This is a genomic window from Chromohalobacter sp. HP20-39 (genome assembly GCF_033052815.1).
GTDB lineage: Bacteria > Pseudomonadota > Gammaproteobacteria > Pseudomonadales > Halomonadaceae > Chromohalobacter.
In genome coordinates, this window is record NZ_JAWHTP010000004.1 from 358,955 (window position 1) to 375,106 (window position 16,152).

Consider the following 16,152-nt stretch of genomic DNA (forward strand, 5'->3'; position numbering starts at 1 on the left):
CGAGGAAGGCAAGCAGGCCCAGGGAAGGGCCCCTCATGACGCTATGGTCGAGTTCGTGTTGAGGCCTACTGTTGTTCTGTCTGGCGCCGCGAGACCAGCGCCACGTGGTCGAGGAACAGCCGAAAGAGTTGCGACTGGCTGGAGACCTCGAGGCGCTGATAGAGGTGCTTGCGATGGACTTTGACGGTGCCGTCGCTGATGCCCAGCTCACGGGCCGCCGACTTGGTGGAGTGACCGGCCAGCAGCAGACGCACGATTTCGCGTTCGCGTGCCGTCAGGCGCTCCCGCCCGAAGCTGTCGAAGGCTTCCTCCACCGGTTCCCGCTCGGCCAGGCATTGGTGGAAGCGATGTTCTTGCCACTTCCAGTATTCGCTGAGCAGGACTTCCAGCACTGGCGAGATGTGTCGTAACGCCAGCAGATCCCGGCGGGTAATCCTCGGGGCATCGTCGCGAAACCCCAGTGACACCACCATGACGACGTCAGTATCGACCCTGGCGAACAAGCCGATTTCGTCGCTGAGCCCCAGGGCACGGTAGTAGTGATGATAGTAGTCGCTGCTCTCGAAACGATCCGGGGCCAGCTCGCGCAGCCGGTGCGCGCCGCTCTCCAGCCCGTCATACACGGCCTTGAAGAAGGGGTCCAGCAGAAAGGCCTGGTTCAAATAGCGTTCGATGCCCTGCTCGCGGCGTGTCGGCGGATAATTGTCGTGGATCAGCAGCGGTCGTCGTTGTCCTTTATAGGTATTGATCAGGATGGTATCGAAACCGACCAGCTCGCGCAGCGTCTGCTCCAACAGGAGCGGAAAGCCGCTACCGGCGACGGCCTGGAACAGGCGGGCCAGATGATGGTGCCAGGCCAGGCTGGCTGGATTGGCGAGGTGGTCGGTCGGTGTCACGAAAGCTTAGACCCTAAGTAGCAGGTGCTCGCGCTCCCAGGAACTGATCACCTGGAAGTATTCGCGGTGCTCGGCGCGCTTGACCGCCAGGTAGCTGTTGGTGAAACGTTCGCCGAGGACCTCGGCCAGCGGCTGACAATCGCTCAGCATATCCAGCGCCGGACGGATATCGTCAGGTAGTTTGTGGCCGCCGGACCAGGCCGATCCGATCATCGGCGGGCGTGGCTCGAGCTGTTCGAGCATGCCGAGATAGCCGCAGGCCAGCGAGGCTGCCATGACCAGATAAGGGTTGGCATCGGCCCCCGCCAGGCGGTTCTCGACCCGAGTCGCTTCAGGCGTTGAGACCGGCACCCGCAGGCCCACGGTGCGGTTGTCGGTGCCCCACTCGACATTGGTCGGCGCCGAGCCGCTGGTCTCGGTGCGCATCAGTCGCCGGTAGGAGTTGACGTTGGGCGCCAGCAGCGGCATGGCCGACGGCAGGTAGTGCTGCAACCCGCCGATGAACTGCTGGAACAGCCGGCTGGACTTGCCGTTTTCGCCGGCAAACAGATTGTCACCGGATTCGGCGTCCAACAGGCTCTGATGAAGATGCATCGAACTGCCTGGCTCATTGGCCATCGGTTTGGCCATGAAGGTGGCATACATACCGTGACGGAGTGCCGTTTCGCGCAGGGCGCGCTTGAACATCACCACCTGATCGGCCAGCCGCAGGGGGTCGCCGTGCTGGAAGTTGACCTCCATCTGCCCGGCGCCTTCTTCGTGAATCAGGGTGTCCAGGTCGAGATTCATGGCATCGCAGTAGTCGTACATTTCCTCGAACAGCGGGTCGAACTCGTTGACCGCATCGATGGAGAACGACTGACGGCTGCTTTCCTGGCGACCGTTGCGGCCGATCGGTGGTTCCAGCGGATAGTCGGAGTCGGTGTTGGTCTTGACCAGGAAGAACTCGACCTCGGGCGCGACGATCGGCTTCCAGCCACGCGCCTCGTAGAAGGATAGTACCCGCTTGAGCACGTGGCGGGGGGAAAGCTCCACTGGCTCGCCGGTCAGGTAGTGGCAATCGTGGATGATCTGGGCGGTGGCATCATCGGCCCAGGGCACCAGGAAGATGGCATTAGGATCGGGTACCAGCTCCATGTCCCGTTCGGCAGGATTCCAGAAGTGGATATCATCGTCGTCGGGATAGCCGCCGGTGACGGTCTGGATGAAGATCGAGTCCGGTAGTCGCGGGCGACCACCCCCCAGGTACTTGCCCGCGGGCATGATCTTGCCCTTGAGGATGCCGGTGAGGTCGGTGACCAGGCACTCGACCTCGGTGATGCCGCGAGCTTGAAACCAGTCGTTGAATTCGGGGTGTTCCTGACGGTTACTCATGGGGTTTCCTTGCTCTGCAAATGAGGCCCCGGCCGAGTGGCCGGGGACTGTCGTCTCAGCGTGCCTGGACCTCTGACCACAACTGTTGGAAGATCTGCAGTTGCTCGCCCTCGAGACTGGGTGTGAAGTGCAGCCGTTTCATGTCTTCCTCGGATGGCTGGATCGGGGGCTGGGTCAATATTTCGTCGAGGTAGGGCTGAGCCGCCGCATTGGGGCTGGCGTAGTAGTTGTAGTTGGATAGCTGAGCGCCGATCTTGGCGTCGAGGATGAAGTTGATGAACTTGTGTGCCAGATCAGGATTGGGTGCCTTGGAGGGGATCAGCATGGTGTCCACCCACATTTCGGTACCTTCGTCGGGAATCATGAACTCGATGTTCTTGAACGACTCCGGGTTATCCTGGCTGTAGAACAGGTAGTCGCCGTTGTAGCTCAAAGCGACGTGTGTCACGCCTCGCGCCAGTTGTTGCAGGCTTGGCGTGCCGTCGACGAAGCCGCTGAAGTTGCTACGATTCTTGGTATCGATCAGCAGCTTGGCGGCCTCCTTCCATGCCTGGGTGTCGGTGCAGTCATAGCCGTGGCCTAGATAGGCGCAGGCGCCGCCCATGCTCACCTGGCCATCGCCCATCAGCGCGAAGGGGTGGCTCGGGTTGAGCTTGGGATCGAACATCAGCGACCAGCTCTTGGGTGCATCGGGGAACGTCTCGGTGTTGTACACCAGGCCGGTCACCCCCCACTGGTAGGGCGCCGAGTAGGCGCTCTGTGGGTCATAGCTGGGATTCTTGAACTGTTCCATGACATTGTCCAAGTTGGGGATCTTGGACTTGTCGAGCTTCTGTACCATGCCGGTCTCGATAAGCCGTGGTACGTAGTAATTAGACGGTACGATGATGTCGTACTGCGACACCCCGCCAGCATTCAGCTTGGCGAACATCTCGGGTAACGAGTTGTAGTAGTTCTGAACCACCTCGGCGTCGTATTTCTCCTCGAAGGCCGTGATGATCGCGGGGTCCATGTATTGGGTCCAGTTGAACAGGTAAAGCTTGTTGTCTTCCTGTGCCTGGACGCCGCCGGCCAGCAATAGGCCCCCGAGTGTCGCGGCGATTCTTGTGTTCATTGTTTTCATCGTGTCGCTCTCCTGCGGTGCTACGTTGTGGTGCCAGGGTGCGTCTAGCGGCGTCCCTGACGGTTGAACAGCATACTGAGTATCGCGGCCATGGCCACTGCGCCGATCATCAGGGTGGCGATCGCGTTGATCTCGGGCGTCACCCCCTTCTTGATGGCACTCCAGATATAGATCGGCAATGTGGCGCTTTCCGGTCCCGCCGTGAAGAAACTGATCACGAAATCGTCGATCGACAGCGTAAACGACAGGAAGAAGGCGGAAATCAACGCCGGCTTGATGGTCGGCACCATGAAGTGCACCACGCGCTTGATCGGTGATGCATAGAGGTCCTTGGCGGCCTCGAACAGCGTTGGGTCGAGGCCAACGAAGCGCGAGTAGACGATCAGCGCCACGAAGGGAATCTGAAAAGTCACATGCGCGATGATCATGGTGCCGAGCCCTGGCTGCAGCAGGCCGGTCCAAGCGTGGATCTGTACGAAGAAGGCCATCTCGGAGATGCCGAAGACGATATCCGGCAGCACGATCGGCAGGTAGATCAGCGCTATCAACCAACCCAGCTTGCGGTGGCGATGGCGATACATGCCGTAGCCGATCAGACAACCGATCACCAGCGCGATGATCGAGGAGCTTACCGCCAGTACCAGGCTGTTGCCGAAGGCGTTGATGATCTGCTCGTTGTCGAACAGGCTGCGATACCAGGCCAGCGAGAAGCTTTCAAAAATGGCCGTGCTGTTGGCCGAGTTGAAGGAGAACAGCACGATCACGAACAGTGGCACGTAGAGGAAGAACAGTGTCACCCACCAGATACCGGCGAGGCCGCGTGCAAGCGTACGCTTTCTCATATCACTACCTCCTCACCGCCGCCCAGGCGCTTGCCGATCCGCCGCATGGCGAACAGGCCGATAAACGTCGCGATCAACATCAAGATTGCCCCGGCCGCCCCCAGCGGCCAATTGGAACTTCCGGCGAACTGGTTGGCGACCAGGTTACCGAGCATCATGCCTTTACCGCCGCCGAGCAGCTCGGGAATCACGTACATACCGAAGGCTGGGATGGCCACGAGTACCGTACCAGCCAAAAGCCCTGGCAGGGTCTGCGGGAAGACGGCGTGCCAGAAGGCCCGCACCGGGCTGGCATAAAGGTCCTGAGCGGCCTGCACCTGCGCCGTATCGAGTTTCTCGAAGGCGGCGTACAGCGGCAGCACCATGAACGGCAGGAAGTTGTAGACCAGCCCCAGGGTGACTGCGAAGTTGGAGGGGTAAAGCCCCATATGGGGGCCAATCAGGCCCATTGCATCGGCGAGGTCGGACAGCGGCGTGCCCGGCGCCAGCAGATTCATCCAGCCGAAGGCGCGAATCACCTGGTTGGTCCACGACGGGACGACGACCAGCAGCAGGAGGATCGGCCGCCACTTCTCGCGGCAGGTGGTGATGTAGTAGGCCACCGGGTAGGCGACGATCACCACCAGCACCGTCGACAACAGGGTCTGCCACAGCGAACGCAGCAGGGTGTAGAGGTTGCCCGGGCTCCACCCCAGAAAGCCGAAGCCGGCCAGGCGCTCGAAGGAGTCCAGCGACAAAGGCATCTGCGGCAGGCCATAGGGCCCGTTGGTCATGAAGGCCACGCCCATCAGGTAGGCGCTGGGCAACACCAAGAAGATGAAGATCCAGAACGCCCCCGGGGTCACCGTGAACAGCAGGTGGCGGGTCTCACGGACCATGGCGCGGCTGCGGGCGGTGGGCATTATGCCGGAATAGGACATGTTCGCTTCCTCACTCGCTCAGGGTGACCAGGTCTTCCGGCGCCACCACCACCGTCACCGTCTCGCCCACCTCGGGCAGGTGACGGCCGCGGTTGTTGACCGTCGCCTGCAGGGTGGTGTCGGCGATGGCCAGGCGAAACTCGGCGTGGCTGCCACGATAGAGCCGTTCTTCCACAGTCGCCGTCAGATGGTTGCGACCCTCGACGGCACCAGGTAGTAGATCCAGCGTCTCGGGACGGATCAACAATAGCTCGCCGTCGCCGGCCTCCTCGGCGGTCAACTCTCCGAGTGCCGTGGTCAGGCAATCGTCTTTATGGGCGCTGATCGGATAGAGGTTGTCATGGCCCATGAAGCGCGCCACGAAGGCGTTCACTGGACGCTCGTAGACCTCACGCGGCACGCCTACCTGCTGGATGGTGCCGCCATTGAGCACGGCGATGCGATCGGACATGACCATCGCCTCCTGCTGGTCGTGGGTCACGAACACGAAGGTCATGCCAAGTCGCTTCTGCACGCGCAGTAGTTCTACCTGCAACTGGCTGCGCAGCCCGGCATCCAGTGCCGAGAGTGGCTCGTCGAGCAGCAGCACGTCAGGCTCGCAGATTAGCGCCCGAGCCAGCGCGATGCGCTGGCGCTGGCCGCCGGAGAGCTGGTCGACGTGGCGATCGACAAGGTCACCAAGCTTGATGAAGTCGGCGATCTCGTCGACCTTGGTGTGGCGCTCGGCGGCCGGCATGCCACGCATCTTCAGCCCGAAGGCCAGGTTCTCGCGTACCGAAAGATGCGGGAAGAGCGCATAGGACTGGAAGACGGTATTGACGCTGCGTTGGTGGGGCGGCATGTCGGTGATGTTCTTGCCGCCCACCACCAGCGACCCGGCATCCGGCTCCTCGAGACCGGCGAGGATGCGCAGCAGAGTGGTCTTGCCGCAGCCGGACGGCCCCAGCAAAGTGAAAAATTCGCCGGCCCGGATGTTCAGGTCGACGCCATCCAGGGCTACGGTATCGCGCCCGAAGCGCTTGTGTAGGCCCTGCATCTCGATCGAGGACGCCTTGCGGCTCGCCCGGTCGCGTTCATCGGCGACCGGGCGAGTGCCCGGATGGTCGGCAATCTCCGCCGTCATGTTCTCGCTCATGGGATACCCTCTTTTCTTGTTGATGGCCTCAGAGCCTGTCGCGCAGTTTGTAGAAGTTGGTCGCCAGCACCAGTAAAGGCTTGCGCAGAGAGCGGCCGCCCGGGAACTGGCGATGTGGCATGGCGGCGAAGACGTCGAAGCGCTCGCTCTGGCCGGCAATGGCCTCGGCCATCAGCTTGCCGGCCAGCCCTGCCATCGCCATGCCATGGCCGGAATAGCCCTGGGCATAGTAGAGATTATTGCCTAGGCGGCCGAAGTCAGGAGCCCGGTTGAAAGTGATCGCCACGTCGCCGCCCCAGCGATACTCGATAGGCACGCCCTCGAGCACCGGGAATAACCGGGTTATTTTGGTGTCCATGCGCGCCTGTAGGCGCGGGGGCTCGCGACCGTCGTAGCTGACCTCGCCGCCGTAGATCAGGCGTCGATCGGCGCTGAGCCGGTAGTAGTCGAGCACGAAGTTAGCATCGGCAAGGGCATCGTTTTGCGGTAACACCTGCGCCGCTTGCGCCTCGCTCAGCGGGGCGGTGGCGATCATGTAGTTGGCGGCCCGCATGACGCGGCCTGAGAGTTCCGGGACTAGGCCGCCGTGATAGGCATTGGTGGCCAGCACTACGAAATCGGCTGTCACGCTGCCGTGCTCGGTAGTGACAGTGGCCGGTTGACCGCGATGGATCGTGCGCGCGGCGCTGTGGGGATGCACACGTACACCGGCGCGCTGGGCTGCCCGGGCCAGGCCGAGGGTGTAGTTGAGGGGATGAAGATGGCCACCTTCCCGATCGTACAGGGCCGCTGGATAGGCGTCGGTGACGACGTGCTCGCGCAGGGCATCGCCCTCCAGCCACTCGAGGGATGCGTAGTCGTAGTCACGGGTCATCTGCTCGCGGAAAGCCTCGAGTTCCTTAACGTGACGGGGCTTGATCGCTGCGTGGAGATAGCCCCAGGCCAGTTCACAAGGGATGGCATGGCGCTCGATCAACTCGGCTGTGAGGCGCACGGCCTCGCGGCTCATCTCCCACACCTCGCGGGCTCGGGGCAGCCCCAAGGCCTGCTGGACGGTGGTGATGTCGGTACCCAGCCCTGGCAGGATCTGCCCGCCGCTGCGCCCGGAGGCGCCATGGCCGATATCGCCGGCCTCGAGCAATGTCACCGAGTAGCCACGTTCAGCCAGGTGCAGGGCCGTTGAGCAGCCGGTCACTCCGCCACCGATCACGCACACGTCGCTTCTCGTTTCACCTTCAAGGGGCATGGTGGGTTCGAGTTCGACGGCGATGGAGGCCCGGTACCAAGAAACGGGGGTATCGGAGACGGTACTGCGCATAGATTCCATCCTGTTATTGTTGTTGAAGTATTGACGAGACGACGACAAAACTATTTTCGATATTCATTTCGATGGTTGTTGGTTGTCAACAATCAGATTCCGAGTTTGTCGCGCAGGTTGTAGTACCAGGCCCCCATGGCGGTCAGCGGAACTTGCATGATCCGCCCGCCAGGGAACGAATGCTGGGGCAGGCCGGCGAAAATATCGAAGCGTTCTGCCTGACCCTGAATGGCGTCACTGATTACTTTGCCCGCCAAGTGGGTGCAGGTGATGCCATGGCCGCTGTACCCTTGTGCGTAGTAGATGTTTTTTCCGATGCGGCCGAATTGAGGCAAGCGTGTCAGCGTTAGCAGGAAGTTGCCGGTCCAGGCAAAGTCCACTTTCACGCCCTTGAGTTCCGGAAATGTCCTGAGCATCTTCGGTACGATCAGCGTTTCGACCTTTTCCGGCTCGCGAGCACCGTAGGTGACGCCGCCGCCGTAGATCAGGCGACCATCTCCCGATAGACGGAAATAGTCCAGGAGGTAGTTGCCGTCTTCGACGCAGTTATCTTTCGGCAACAAACGCTGCTGCACACTTTCGGCCAGGGGCTCGGTGGTGATGATCTGGGTGCCGCAGGGTATGGCCTTGGATTTCAGCTTGGGCAGCAGGCCATTGAGATAGGCGTTACCGGCGACCAGTACGTAGTCTGCTTCAACGTCGCCTTCCTCGGTATGTATGATCGGCTTGTCGCCTTCATGAATCCGTAGTGCCGGGGAGTTCTCGTAGATGGTCCCGCCAAGGGACTCCACGGCGGCGGCTTCGCCGAGTACCAGATTCAGTGGATGGAAATGCCCCCCGCTATGATCGATCAGCCCGCCAGCGTAGCGCTGGGTCCCCACGTATTGCTGGATGGCATTCTCGTCGAGCAGCTCCAGTCGCTCGTGGCCGTGGGCTTCCCAGAGCTTCTTTTTCCCGACCAACTCATCGAACTGCTTGCGGTTGCACGCGGCGAAAACACCGCCTTCCTTCAAGTCACACTGGATGTCGTAGTCTTTGACGAAGCGGCGGAGGATGCGGCCGCCCTCGAAGGCCATCCGGCCCATCTCTACGCCGACCTTTTGGCCGTACTGGCGCTCTATGAAGTCGATATCGCGGCTGTAGCTGTTGACGATCTGTCCGCCGTTGCGGCCGGAAGCACCGAAGCCGATGCGGTTGCCTTCCAGGACAACCACTTTGTAGCCTTTCTCGGCCATGTGGAGGGCCGTAGACATGCCGGTAAAGCCGGCACCGACGATGCAGATGTCTGCCTTCACGTGACCCTGCAGTGTCGGACGCATGCGCTTGTCATTCGCTGACGCTGCATAATAGGAATGAGGATGAGACGTTGCCTGCACGGTTTGCTCCCGAAGCGTTGTTGTATCTTACTGGCCTTTATTAAAAGCGGACCAGTTGAGCATTATCTTTGGGGTAACGTTACGAAGGGGCGGCAACCCTGTGATATACCCCCTTGGGTATATTTTAAGAGCATGCCGCCCAACGAGGCTCCACGGGGGCTCAAGAGATGGGCATGCTTCATGTATAGCGTCATGACAGTGATCGAAAGTCTGCGCTGCTGTCATTCCTCGCGCCTTTCATCGACGGCTAAGCAAAGAATCACTTGCATGAATGGGGTATCATGAGGCGCCATGGCGGGTATCAAGAATCCGCCATCTTCGGTATAGGAACACTCATGGCTCGCGCTCCCTTCGAACTCGCCGGTACGCGTATTCCGCCCGGCAGCCGGGCACAAATCGATGTACCGGTGGCCAAGCTTTACACCCATGCACCGCTGCATATTCCCGTCGAGGTCGTTCATGGCCGTCAACCAGGGCCGGTGCTGCTAGTGTGCGGAGCAATTCACGGTGACGAAATCAATGGCGTCGAGATCGTGCGTCGCATGTTGCGTCTGGCGTCGCTATCGCGCTTGCGGGGCACGCTGATCGCGGTGCCCATCGTCAATGTCTTCGGTTTCGTGCAGCAGACGCGTTACTTGCCTGACCGGCGTGACTTGAATCGCTGTTTTCCGGGGAGCGAGGTTGGTTCGCTTGGCTCGCGCGTCGCGTCGCTGTTTCGCGAGCAGATCGTCGACTTGGCGACGCACATCGTGGATTTGCATACCGGGGCGATTCATCGCACCAATCTCCCGCAGGTGCGGGCGCAGTTGAAGAATCGGCCCGCGACACAGTCCATGGCCGAGGCGTTCGGGGTACCGGTGATCCTCAATGCCGAATTGCGCGAAGGGAGCCTACGGGAATATGCGCAGTCGCGTGACGTGCCGGTGCTCACCTATGAAGCCGGCGAGGCGCTGCGTTTCGACGAGTGGGCGATCGCGCCGGGGGTAAGAGGTGTGCAGCGCGTGATGCGTTTGCTGGGCATGTTACCCACCGACCGGCGTCGGCATGCACCCGCCGTTGCGGAGGTCGCCAATGGCTCGAGTTGGGCCCGCTCGCCCATCGACGGCATTCTGCGGCCCCGGGCGCGGTTGGGCGCGCGCGTCGCTCGGGGGGATGTTTTGGGGCGCGTTGCCGATCCTTTCGGTAATGCCGAGCAGGAAGTGCTCGCCAACGCCGATGGCATCGTCATCGGCATGAGCAATCTGCCGCTCGCTAATGAAGGTGAGGCACTATTTCATGTGGCGCGCTTCGATGAAATCGAAGAGGCCGAGAACGCCGTCGAAACCTTCCACTCCGATTTCGAGACACGCCAGGAACTATAGCCTGGCCCGCTGCGTCAGCTCAGGCGACGGCGCTTGCGGTGTCGAACTCGCGCACCTTGGCCAATGCTTCGTCGAATACCTCGAGTCCGGCGCTGTCGCGGTGGGCGTTTTCCGACAGATGGCGCCGAAACTGACGCCCGCCGGGGCAGCCTTGGAACAGGCCGAGCAGGTGACGAGTGACGTGGTTGAGCTTGGCCCCTTCTGCCAGGCGTCCGGCGATGTAGGGGCGGAAAGCACGCGCGGCGGCATGGCGGCTACTCACGGGCGAGGCGCCGCCATAGAAGGCGGCATCGACGCCGGCCAGTAACCAAGGGTTCTGATACGCCTCACGCCCGATCATGACGCTATCCACCTTTTCGAGCTGCGCCTGGCACTCGTCCAGCGTCTTGATACCGCCGTTGATGCCGATATGAAGGTCGGGATACTGCGCCTTGAGACGATGCACGCGTGGGTAATTGAGCGGCGGGACATCGCGATTTTCCTTGGGCGAGAGTCCCTCGAGCCAGGCCTTGCGGGCATGCACGATGAAGACCCCGCAGCCGGCATCGGCGACGCGTTCGATGAAGCGCGCCAGGTCGGCGTCTTCGTCCTGTTCGTCGATGCCGATGCGGCACTTGACCGTGATCGGAATCGAGGCCGCCGCTTGCATGGCGCTGACCGCCGCCGCCACCTTGTCCGGATGCTCCATGAGGCAGGCACCGATCAGGTTGTTCTGTACCCGATCGCTAGGGCACCCCACGTTCAGGTTGACTTCATCGTAGCCCCAGGCCTCGGCGATGGCGGCGCATTCCGCCAGCGCGGCAGGATCGCTACCGCCAAGCTGTAGCGCCACCGGATGCTCCACGTCGCTATACCCGAGAAAGCGCTCGCGCGGCGAGCCATGTAGAATCGCCCCGGTGGTGACCATTTCGGTATACAGCAGCGCCTCACGCGTCAGCGTACGGGCGAACGCACGGTAGTCGCGGGTCGTCCAATCCATCATCGGGGCGATGGAGAAAGTTCTATCTAGCGTTTTGCGCGTTTTCCCAGTGTTCATGGGCTTTCCTGGGCACTAGGCCTTTCCAGATATGTCGATTTATACATGTTTTTTGCTATGTTTTGCATCATGGCTTGCTACGAATCTGCTACGATGCTTCCAGTGAATTTGCTACACGGAAGCGATCTCAATGGCCACGATCAGTAAGCGTAAACGAAAGGACGGGAGTGTCGCATACACCGCCCAAGTCCGCATTATGCGGAAGGGTCAGAAGGCTCACTCCGAGGGGAAGACTTTTCCCAAGAAAGCCATGGCGGAAGAGTGGGCCAAGCGCCGTGAGCTTGAGCTGATGAGCCCCGGTGGGCTTCTCACCGCTAAGTGGCGAGGGGTGAAGTTGGAGGATGCCATCGAGCGTTATCTCCACGAGTTCGCCCAAGGCGCCGGCCGCTCGAAACGGGCCACCATACAGCAGTTGCAGCGCTTCCCCCTTGCGCGAGCCCAAGTTATCGACCTGACGAGTGAGCAGATTGTGGAGCATGCCGTCATGCGCCGTAACAGCGGCATTAAGCCCTCGACGATCAATCAGGACATCACCTGGCTGGGCATCATCCTCAAGACGGCGGCGGCAGCATGGAAGATGCCGGTGGAGCTCAATGAGTTCGAGTCGGCAAAGGTGCTACTACGTAGCAAAGGGCTGATTTCTCGCTCTGGGTCTCGCGATCGGCGGCCTACTGCTGAGGAAGTCGAGTTGATTCGGGCCTACTTCCGTCGCTCGCAGTTGATCCGCCCCAGCGCGATCATCCCCATGGAAGACATCATGGACTTTGCCATCGCTTCCTCGAGGCGTCAGGAAGAGGTCACTCGGCTCATCTGGGAAGATCTCGACGAACAGGCTATGACTTGCTGGGTACGCGATGCCAAGCATCCTCGGCAGAAATGGGGCAACCACAAGCGCTTCAAGCTGACTCGTGAAGCGATGGCCATCATCCAACGGCAGCCTCGGGCCGCAGGTGAGGAGCGGATTTTTCCCTTCAATGGCAAATCTATAGGGACTCGGTGGCGAGCGGCAACGGCTGCCTGTGGCATCGAAGATCTACGCTTCCATGACCTTCGGCATGAGGCAACGTCGCGCTTGTTCGAGGCAGGCTATGAAATCGTCGAGGTTCAGCAATTCACGCTTCACGAAAGCTGGGATGTGTTGAAGCGCTACACACACCTTCGTCCCGAAAACCTTCAGTTGAAGGGTGAGGGCGCCGACATGGTGCTGTCGGCTGAAAGCAGGGCATAAAGAGTGCGCAAATTGCACGCGTTTTCGCCTTCTTGCTCGCCCTGGCCATTTTTTTTGTCCTCGAACTCGCTTGAATGGGCGCCAGGTCTCTGTCGCGCCCGCCGTGACTCCTCCGGCGCCTTCCCTGAGCACCAAAAGTGCATAAATTCGCATAACTCCTTTCAGCCTCAAAAACCTCCTCGAGCCCAGCAACGGCGTGGCCTGGCGCTACGGTGCAATAGTGCATAAAAACCGGCATGTTTAGCGCGCAGGAGGGGCGGGGTGTGTATCGCGCGGCGTGGATCGCAGTGGGGGTGGAGGGGGCTGGGTCAATTATGAAAATGCCCCGCGAAGCTGCGGGGCGAAGAGTCGATCGCGCTTGGTGCTGTCGGTTATCCCTCAGTCGATGTCATGAAACGATGAGCGCCGACGCGCGGCGGCGTCGCGGCTGGCCTCTTTGAGTGCGCGCTCGACCTCGGCGCGCACGTAGCGGGCGAGGGCCTGTTCGTCCATGCCGGGTGATGGGTGAACGTTGATATCGCCCATGGTGATGGTGACACTACCCCCATCTTGGGCTTGCAGCGGTGGCCGGGTGTCGATGGCCGGCGTTTCGATTCGCGGGGCGTTGAGCGTGCCGAGATCAGGCAGTTTCGGGCGCTCGACGCTGGCGCGTAGCGCGGGCATCTCCGGTAGCTGAGGCGCCTGAATATCTGGCGCGGCGGCAGCGGGCAGCGTCGCGGCGCCGAGGGCCATGCCGGCACCGGCACGCTTGAGCTGCCTGGAAACGTTGACCACGCCGCGAAGCGGCCCGTCGGCTCCTCTATCAATGCCTTGTGCCAATCCCTCCATGGTGTGGCCGCCCAGGCGCGCCCATACCCGGCTTGGGCTATGGATCTCCTGATCGTCCTGGAAGATACCCGTGATGAAGTCACCGATGCCGCTCACCTTGTCCTTGAGCGCCTGCCATTTCTCATCGATCCCGCCGATAAGGCCGTCGATCAGGCTGCCGCCCAGGGTGCCGAGCCCAGACCAGGCGGCCTTGATGGCAGCGATGGGTGACCAGTCGAATAGCGCCTTGACCATCTCCCAGGCGGCAGAGGCGTCGGCCTTGGCGAGATCCACAGCGCCGCCGACGATATTGCCGAGCCCAGACCAGGCGGCCTTGATGGCAGCGATGGGTGACCAGTCGAATAGGGTTTTGAACCATTCCCATGCCGCACTAGCCTTGGCCTTGATACCTTCCCACAGTTCGGCAAACCAGCCGCTGATGGCGCCCCAGTTCTTGTAGATGAGGTAGGCGGCGCCGGCGAGTGCCGCCACGGCGGCGACGATGCCGAGGATGATCCACGTCATCGGGTTTGCCAGAAGGGCGATCCCGGCCCGGCCGATGGCGGTGGCCAGCGTGATGAATCCTTTACCCAAGCTTACTAGCGCATTGCCGAGCATTGGCAGTGCTCGTGTTGCCAGCGTGTAGACGTGAATACTGGCTGTTCGCAATATACTCGATAGCCAGCCGCCTGCTCGCCCGATGACGGTAAAACCGCCTTTGGCGAGCTGGGCGAGGCTTTTGCCAGCGCTACCGGCCAAGCTCCCGAGCCATTTGAAACCGCCGCCGAGCTTCTTGATACCTCCCTTGGCGAGCTTACCTAGCTTGCCATTGGCGCCACCGGCTTTGATGCCGAACATCTCCAGCCCCCAGCGCATCGCGGCGATGGGGCCAAGCAGCGACCCCACCACTAACAGAAAGCTTCCGCCCACGGCGACCAGGCCGGCGAGGACGACGGCGACCTTGGCCAAGGTGCCGGCGAGTTCGGGGTTTTCCTTGATCCATCCAGTAACCGCTTTGCTGACGTCGATGATGTCGTCGCGCACGTCTTCCAGGGCGGTCATGAATGGGCCGGATAACGCTCGCAACACGTCCTTGAGTGCCTTGCCGGCGTTGTTGTCCAGCGTGTCAGCCGCGTCGGCGGTAGCGCCGGTGACATCGCCGAGCCGGTCCTTGGTGCCGCCGAGCGCCTTGAGGAACTGCGGGATCTGGTCGACGGAGAGATCTTCGAGGGGCGTGCCGAATAGCGCGATGGCGGTGTTCGCGCGCTTCGCTGGGTCCTCGATGGCGAGGATCGCTTTCGCGGTGGTTTGCATGGCGGCGCGTGCCTGATCGCCACCGCTGGCGACGGCATCTGACATCGCGCTGGCGTTGAGCCCGATGGCGTCGTAGGCCGCGACACTGGCCTTGCTCATGTCCGAACCGCGAATCGTGAATTCCTTCACGGCGTCGCCGGTTTTATCGAGCGCGAAGCGCCCTTTATCGGCAGCGGCGACCAGCAGGCTCATGGCCTCATTGCCGCTGAAACCCAGCGCCCGGAAATTGGTGCCGTATTCTTGGAGGATATCGGGCAACTCATCACGCATCGCCGCCGGGACTTCCTGGAAGCTTTTGGCGATCAGATCAAAGGCGGCCGTGGCGTTGGGAGCGAGCTTATTCTTGACCATGTTCTGGGCGGTTTGAACGCTTTCGGTGATGTCGACCCCGAATACTTCCTGTAGCGTCAACGCCTGGTTGGTGATGCTCTTGATCTTTGATGCGGACTGTTCCTCGAGTGACCCAAACGCTGCGCCGACGGCACCGACGGCGCGCTGGACATCCTGCATGCCGTTGCCGCGTCCGCCGCTGTAGACGTTGTTGATGACTTCACGATACTCGGCGGCTGCGGATTTACCTTCGCCGAATTGTGCGGCGAGACGAGACCCCGCCATTTCGTTGCCGAGTGCCTGGGTGGTCATGGCTGCCATACCGACACCGCCAGTGGCGAGCCCGGTGGCACAGGTACCACGTATGGCGTTACCACGACCGGCCAAACGTTGGTAACGCTTAGCCGCGTCGGCGGCGGCGCGTTGTTTGCGGGCGACGGCACTGAGTTTATCTTTCTGTTTTTCGAGGGTGTCGTTTAGGCGCTCTTCGTCTCCGCGCAACTCGCGAGCCTTGCGACCGAGCTTGTCGGTTCCGATGCCGGCCTCATCGAGCCGACGCTTGACGCCTGAAAGGCGCTCCTGCTGGGTTCGCTGGGTCGTGTTAAGCCGTTCTACTTTGTCGTTTGCTTGTCGGATGCGATCCCGATAGCGCTTGAGTTCGTTACCGGAGCTGTCGGCGGCTTCCTGCTGGGCATTTAGCCGAATGCGCGCCTTCTCCAGCTCATTGGAGAGCTGGGCATTAGGCTCGGTGGTTTTTTGGACGGCCTTGGCCAGGTGATCGTATTCACGCCGGGCGCTTTTCAGTGAGGACTGAATGCGTTCATGGCGGTCTTTCTGCTCGGCTTGCTTTTGGGTGTATTGCTCGGTCTGCTCGGTTAGCTCGCGAATAGCCCGCTGGTTGCCACGCATGGCCCAACGCGTCTGACGATACGCGCTGACATCCTTCTGTTGCTGGTTGAGCGTCTTGAGCTGCTCTTTGCTGGCCTTGAGGGCCTCGGCGGTTTTGCCGCTGCCCTGGGTGATTTTTTTGAGGGGCTTGGTGATCTTGTCGATCGCCTGAAGCTTTACCTGGAGACTTAGATCTTTGGCCAT

General features: G+C 61.3%; 12 protein-coding genes. 2 read left to right on the top strand and 10 right to left on the bottom strand.

Going from position 1 to position 16,152, the window contains the following annotated elements; genetic code table 11:
* Nucleotides 1–65 precede the first annotated feature (65 nt).
* From RVY79_RS11090 to RVY79_RS11125, 8 genes are all read right to left on the bottom strand, one after another.
* Entirely contained in the window at nt 66–896 is an 831-nt protein-coding gene (locus RVY79_RS11090; protein WP_317464197.1) for a helix-turn-helix transcriptional regulator, read from the bottom strand.
* Between the two features lie 6 nt (nt 897–902).
* Nucleotides 903–2,270: a glutamine synthetase family protein gene (locus RVY79_RS11095; RefSeq protein ID WP_317464198.1), complete on the bottom strand. Its 1,368-nt coding sequence runs from the start codon at nt 2,268–2,270 to the stop codon at nt 903–905.
* A gap of 55 nt (nt 2,271–2,325) precedes the next feature.
* A complete protein-coding gene (locus RVY79_RS11100) occupies nt 2,326–3,393 on the bottom strand; it encodes a spermidine/putrescine ABC transporter substrate-binding protein (protein ID WP_317464199.1) in 1,068 nt (355 codons plus the stop codon).
* A gap of 44 nt (nt 3,394–3,437) precedes the next feature.
* Complete coding sequence (locus RVY79_RS11105; protein ID WP_317464200.1) at nt 3,438–4,235, bottom strand: ABC transporter permease; 798 nt, start codon at nt 4,233–4,235, stop codon at nt 3,438–3,440.
* Nucleotides 4,232–5,155, bottom strand: coding sequence for an ABC transporter permease (locus RVY79_RS11110; protein ID WP_317464201.1), 924 nt, complete (start codon nt 5,153–5,155; stop codon nt 4,232–4,234). The genes RVY79_RS11105 and RVY79_RS11110 overlap by 4 nt, the downstream gene beginning before the upstream one ends.
* Nucleotides 5,156–5,165: 10 nt before the next feature.
* Nucleotides 5,166–6,290: an ABC transporter ATP-binding protein gene (locus tag RVY79_RS11115; protein WP_317464202.1), complete on the bottom strand. Its 1,125-nt coding sequence runs from the start codon at nt 6,288–6,290 to the stop codon at nt 5,166–5,168.
* 28 nt (nt 6,291–6,318) lie between these two features.
* Nucleotides 6,319–7,608, bottom strand: coding sequence for an FAD-binding oxidoreductase (locus RVY79_RS11120; RefSeq protein ID WP_317464203.1), 1,290 nt, complete (start codon nt 7,606–7,608; stop codon nt 6,319–6,321).
* Nucleotides 7,609–7,700: 92 nt separating this feature from the next.
* Nucleotides 7,701–8,927, bottom strand: coding sequence for an NAD(P)/FAD-dependent oxidoreductase (locus RVY79_RS11125; RefSeq protein WP_411161725.1), 1,227 nt, complete (start codon nt 8,925–8,927; stop codon nt 7,701–7,703).
* Nucleotides 8,928–9,319: 392 nt separating this feature from the next.
* Between RVY79_RS11125 and RVY79_RS11130 the strand changes: the two genes are divergently transcribed.
* Nucleotides 9,320–10,345 carry a succinylglutamate desuccinylase/aspartoacylase family protein gene (locus RVY79_RS11130; RefSeq protein WP_317464205.1) on the top strand — a complete coding sequence of 342 codons (1,026 nt, stop codon included), beginning with the start codon at nt 9,320–9,322 and terminating at the stop codon, nt 10,343–10,345.
* 19 nt (nt 10,346–10,364) lie between these two features.
* On the opposite strand, the gene dusA is transcribed toward RVY79_RS11130, so the two are convergent.
* Nucleotides 10,365–11,381 (bottom strand): tRNA dihydrouridine(20/20a) synthase DusA, encoded by a 1,017-nt coding sequence (dusA, locus tag RVY79_RS11135; RefSeq protein ID WP_317464206.1) that lies wholly within the window; start codon nt 11,379–11,381, stop codon nt 10,365–10,367.
* Between the two features lie 250 nt (nt 11,382–11,631).
* Here dusA and RVY79_RS11140 point away from each other — a divergent pair, with 250 nt between their 5' ends.
* Nucleotides 11,632–12,609, top strand: coding sequence for a site-specific integrase (locus tag RVY79_RS11140; protein ID WP_317464207.1), 978 nt, complete (start codon nt 11,632–11,634; stop codon nt 12,607–12,609).
* Between the two features lie 378 nt (nt 12,610–12,987).
* Here RVY79_RS11140 and RVY79_RS11145 read toward each other — a convergent pair whose 3' ends face one another.
* Nucleotides 12,988–16,152: a phage tail tape measure protein gene (locus RVY79_RS11145; protein WP_317464208.1), complete on the bottom strand. Its 3,165-nt coding sequence runs from the start codon at nt 16,150–16,152 to the stop codon at nt 12,988–12,990.

Bases quoted from the DNA above. Each gene is read 5' to 3' on its own strand.
- RVY79_RS11095 (WP_317464198.1), bottom strand. From the start codon at position 2,270: ATGAGTAACCGTCAGGAACACCCCGAATTCAACGACTGGTTTCAAGCT.
- RVY79_RS11100 (WP_317464199.1), bottom strand. From the start codon at position 3,393: ATGAAAACAATGAACACAAGAATCGCCGCGACACTCGGGGGCCTATTG.
- RVY79_RS11105 (WP_317464200.1), bottom strand. From the start codon at position 4,235: ATGAGAAAGCGTACGCTTGCACGCGGCCTCGCCGGTATCTGGTGGGTG.
- RVY79_RS11110 (WP_317464201.1), bottom strand. From the start codon at position 5,155: ATGTCCTATTCCGGCATAATGCCCACCGCCCGCAGCCGCGCCATGGTC.
- RVY79_RS11115 (WP_317464202.1), bottom strand. From the start codon at position 6,290: ATGAGCGAGAACATGACGGCGGAGATTGCCGACCATCCGGGCACTCGC.
- RVY79_RS11120 (WP_317464203.1), bottom strand. From the start codon at position 7,608: ATGCGCAGTACCGTCTCCGATACCCCCGTTTCTTGGTACCGGGCCTCC.
- RVY79_RS11125 (WP_411161725.1), bottom strand. From the start codon at position 8,927: ATGCGTCCGACACTGCAGGGTCACGTGAAGGCAGACATCTGCATCGTC.
- RVY79_RS11130 (WP_317464205.1), top strand. From the start codon at position 9,320: ATGGCTCGCGCTCCCTTCGAACTCGCCGGTACGCGTATTCCGCCCGGC.
- dusA (WP_317464206.1), bottom strand. From the start codon at position 11,381: ATGAACACTGGGAAAACGCGCAAAACGCTAGATAGAACTTTCTCCATC.
- RVY79_RS11140 (WP_317464207.1), top strand. From the start codon at position 11,632: ATGGCGGAAGAGTGGGCCAAGCGCCGTGAGCTTGAGCTGATGAGCCCC.
- RVY79_RS11145 (WP_317464208.1), bottom strand. From the start codon at position 16,152: ATGGCCAAAGATCTAAGTCTCCAGGTAAAGCTTCAGGCGATCGACAAG.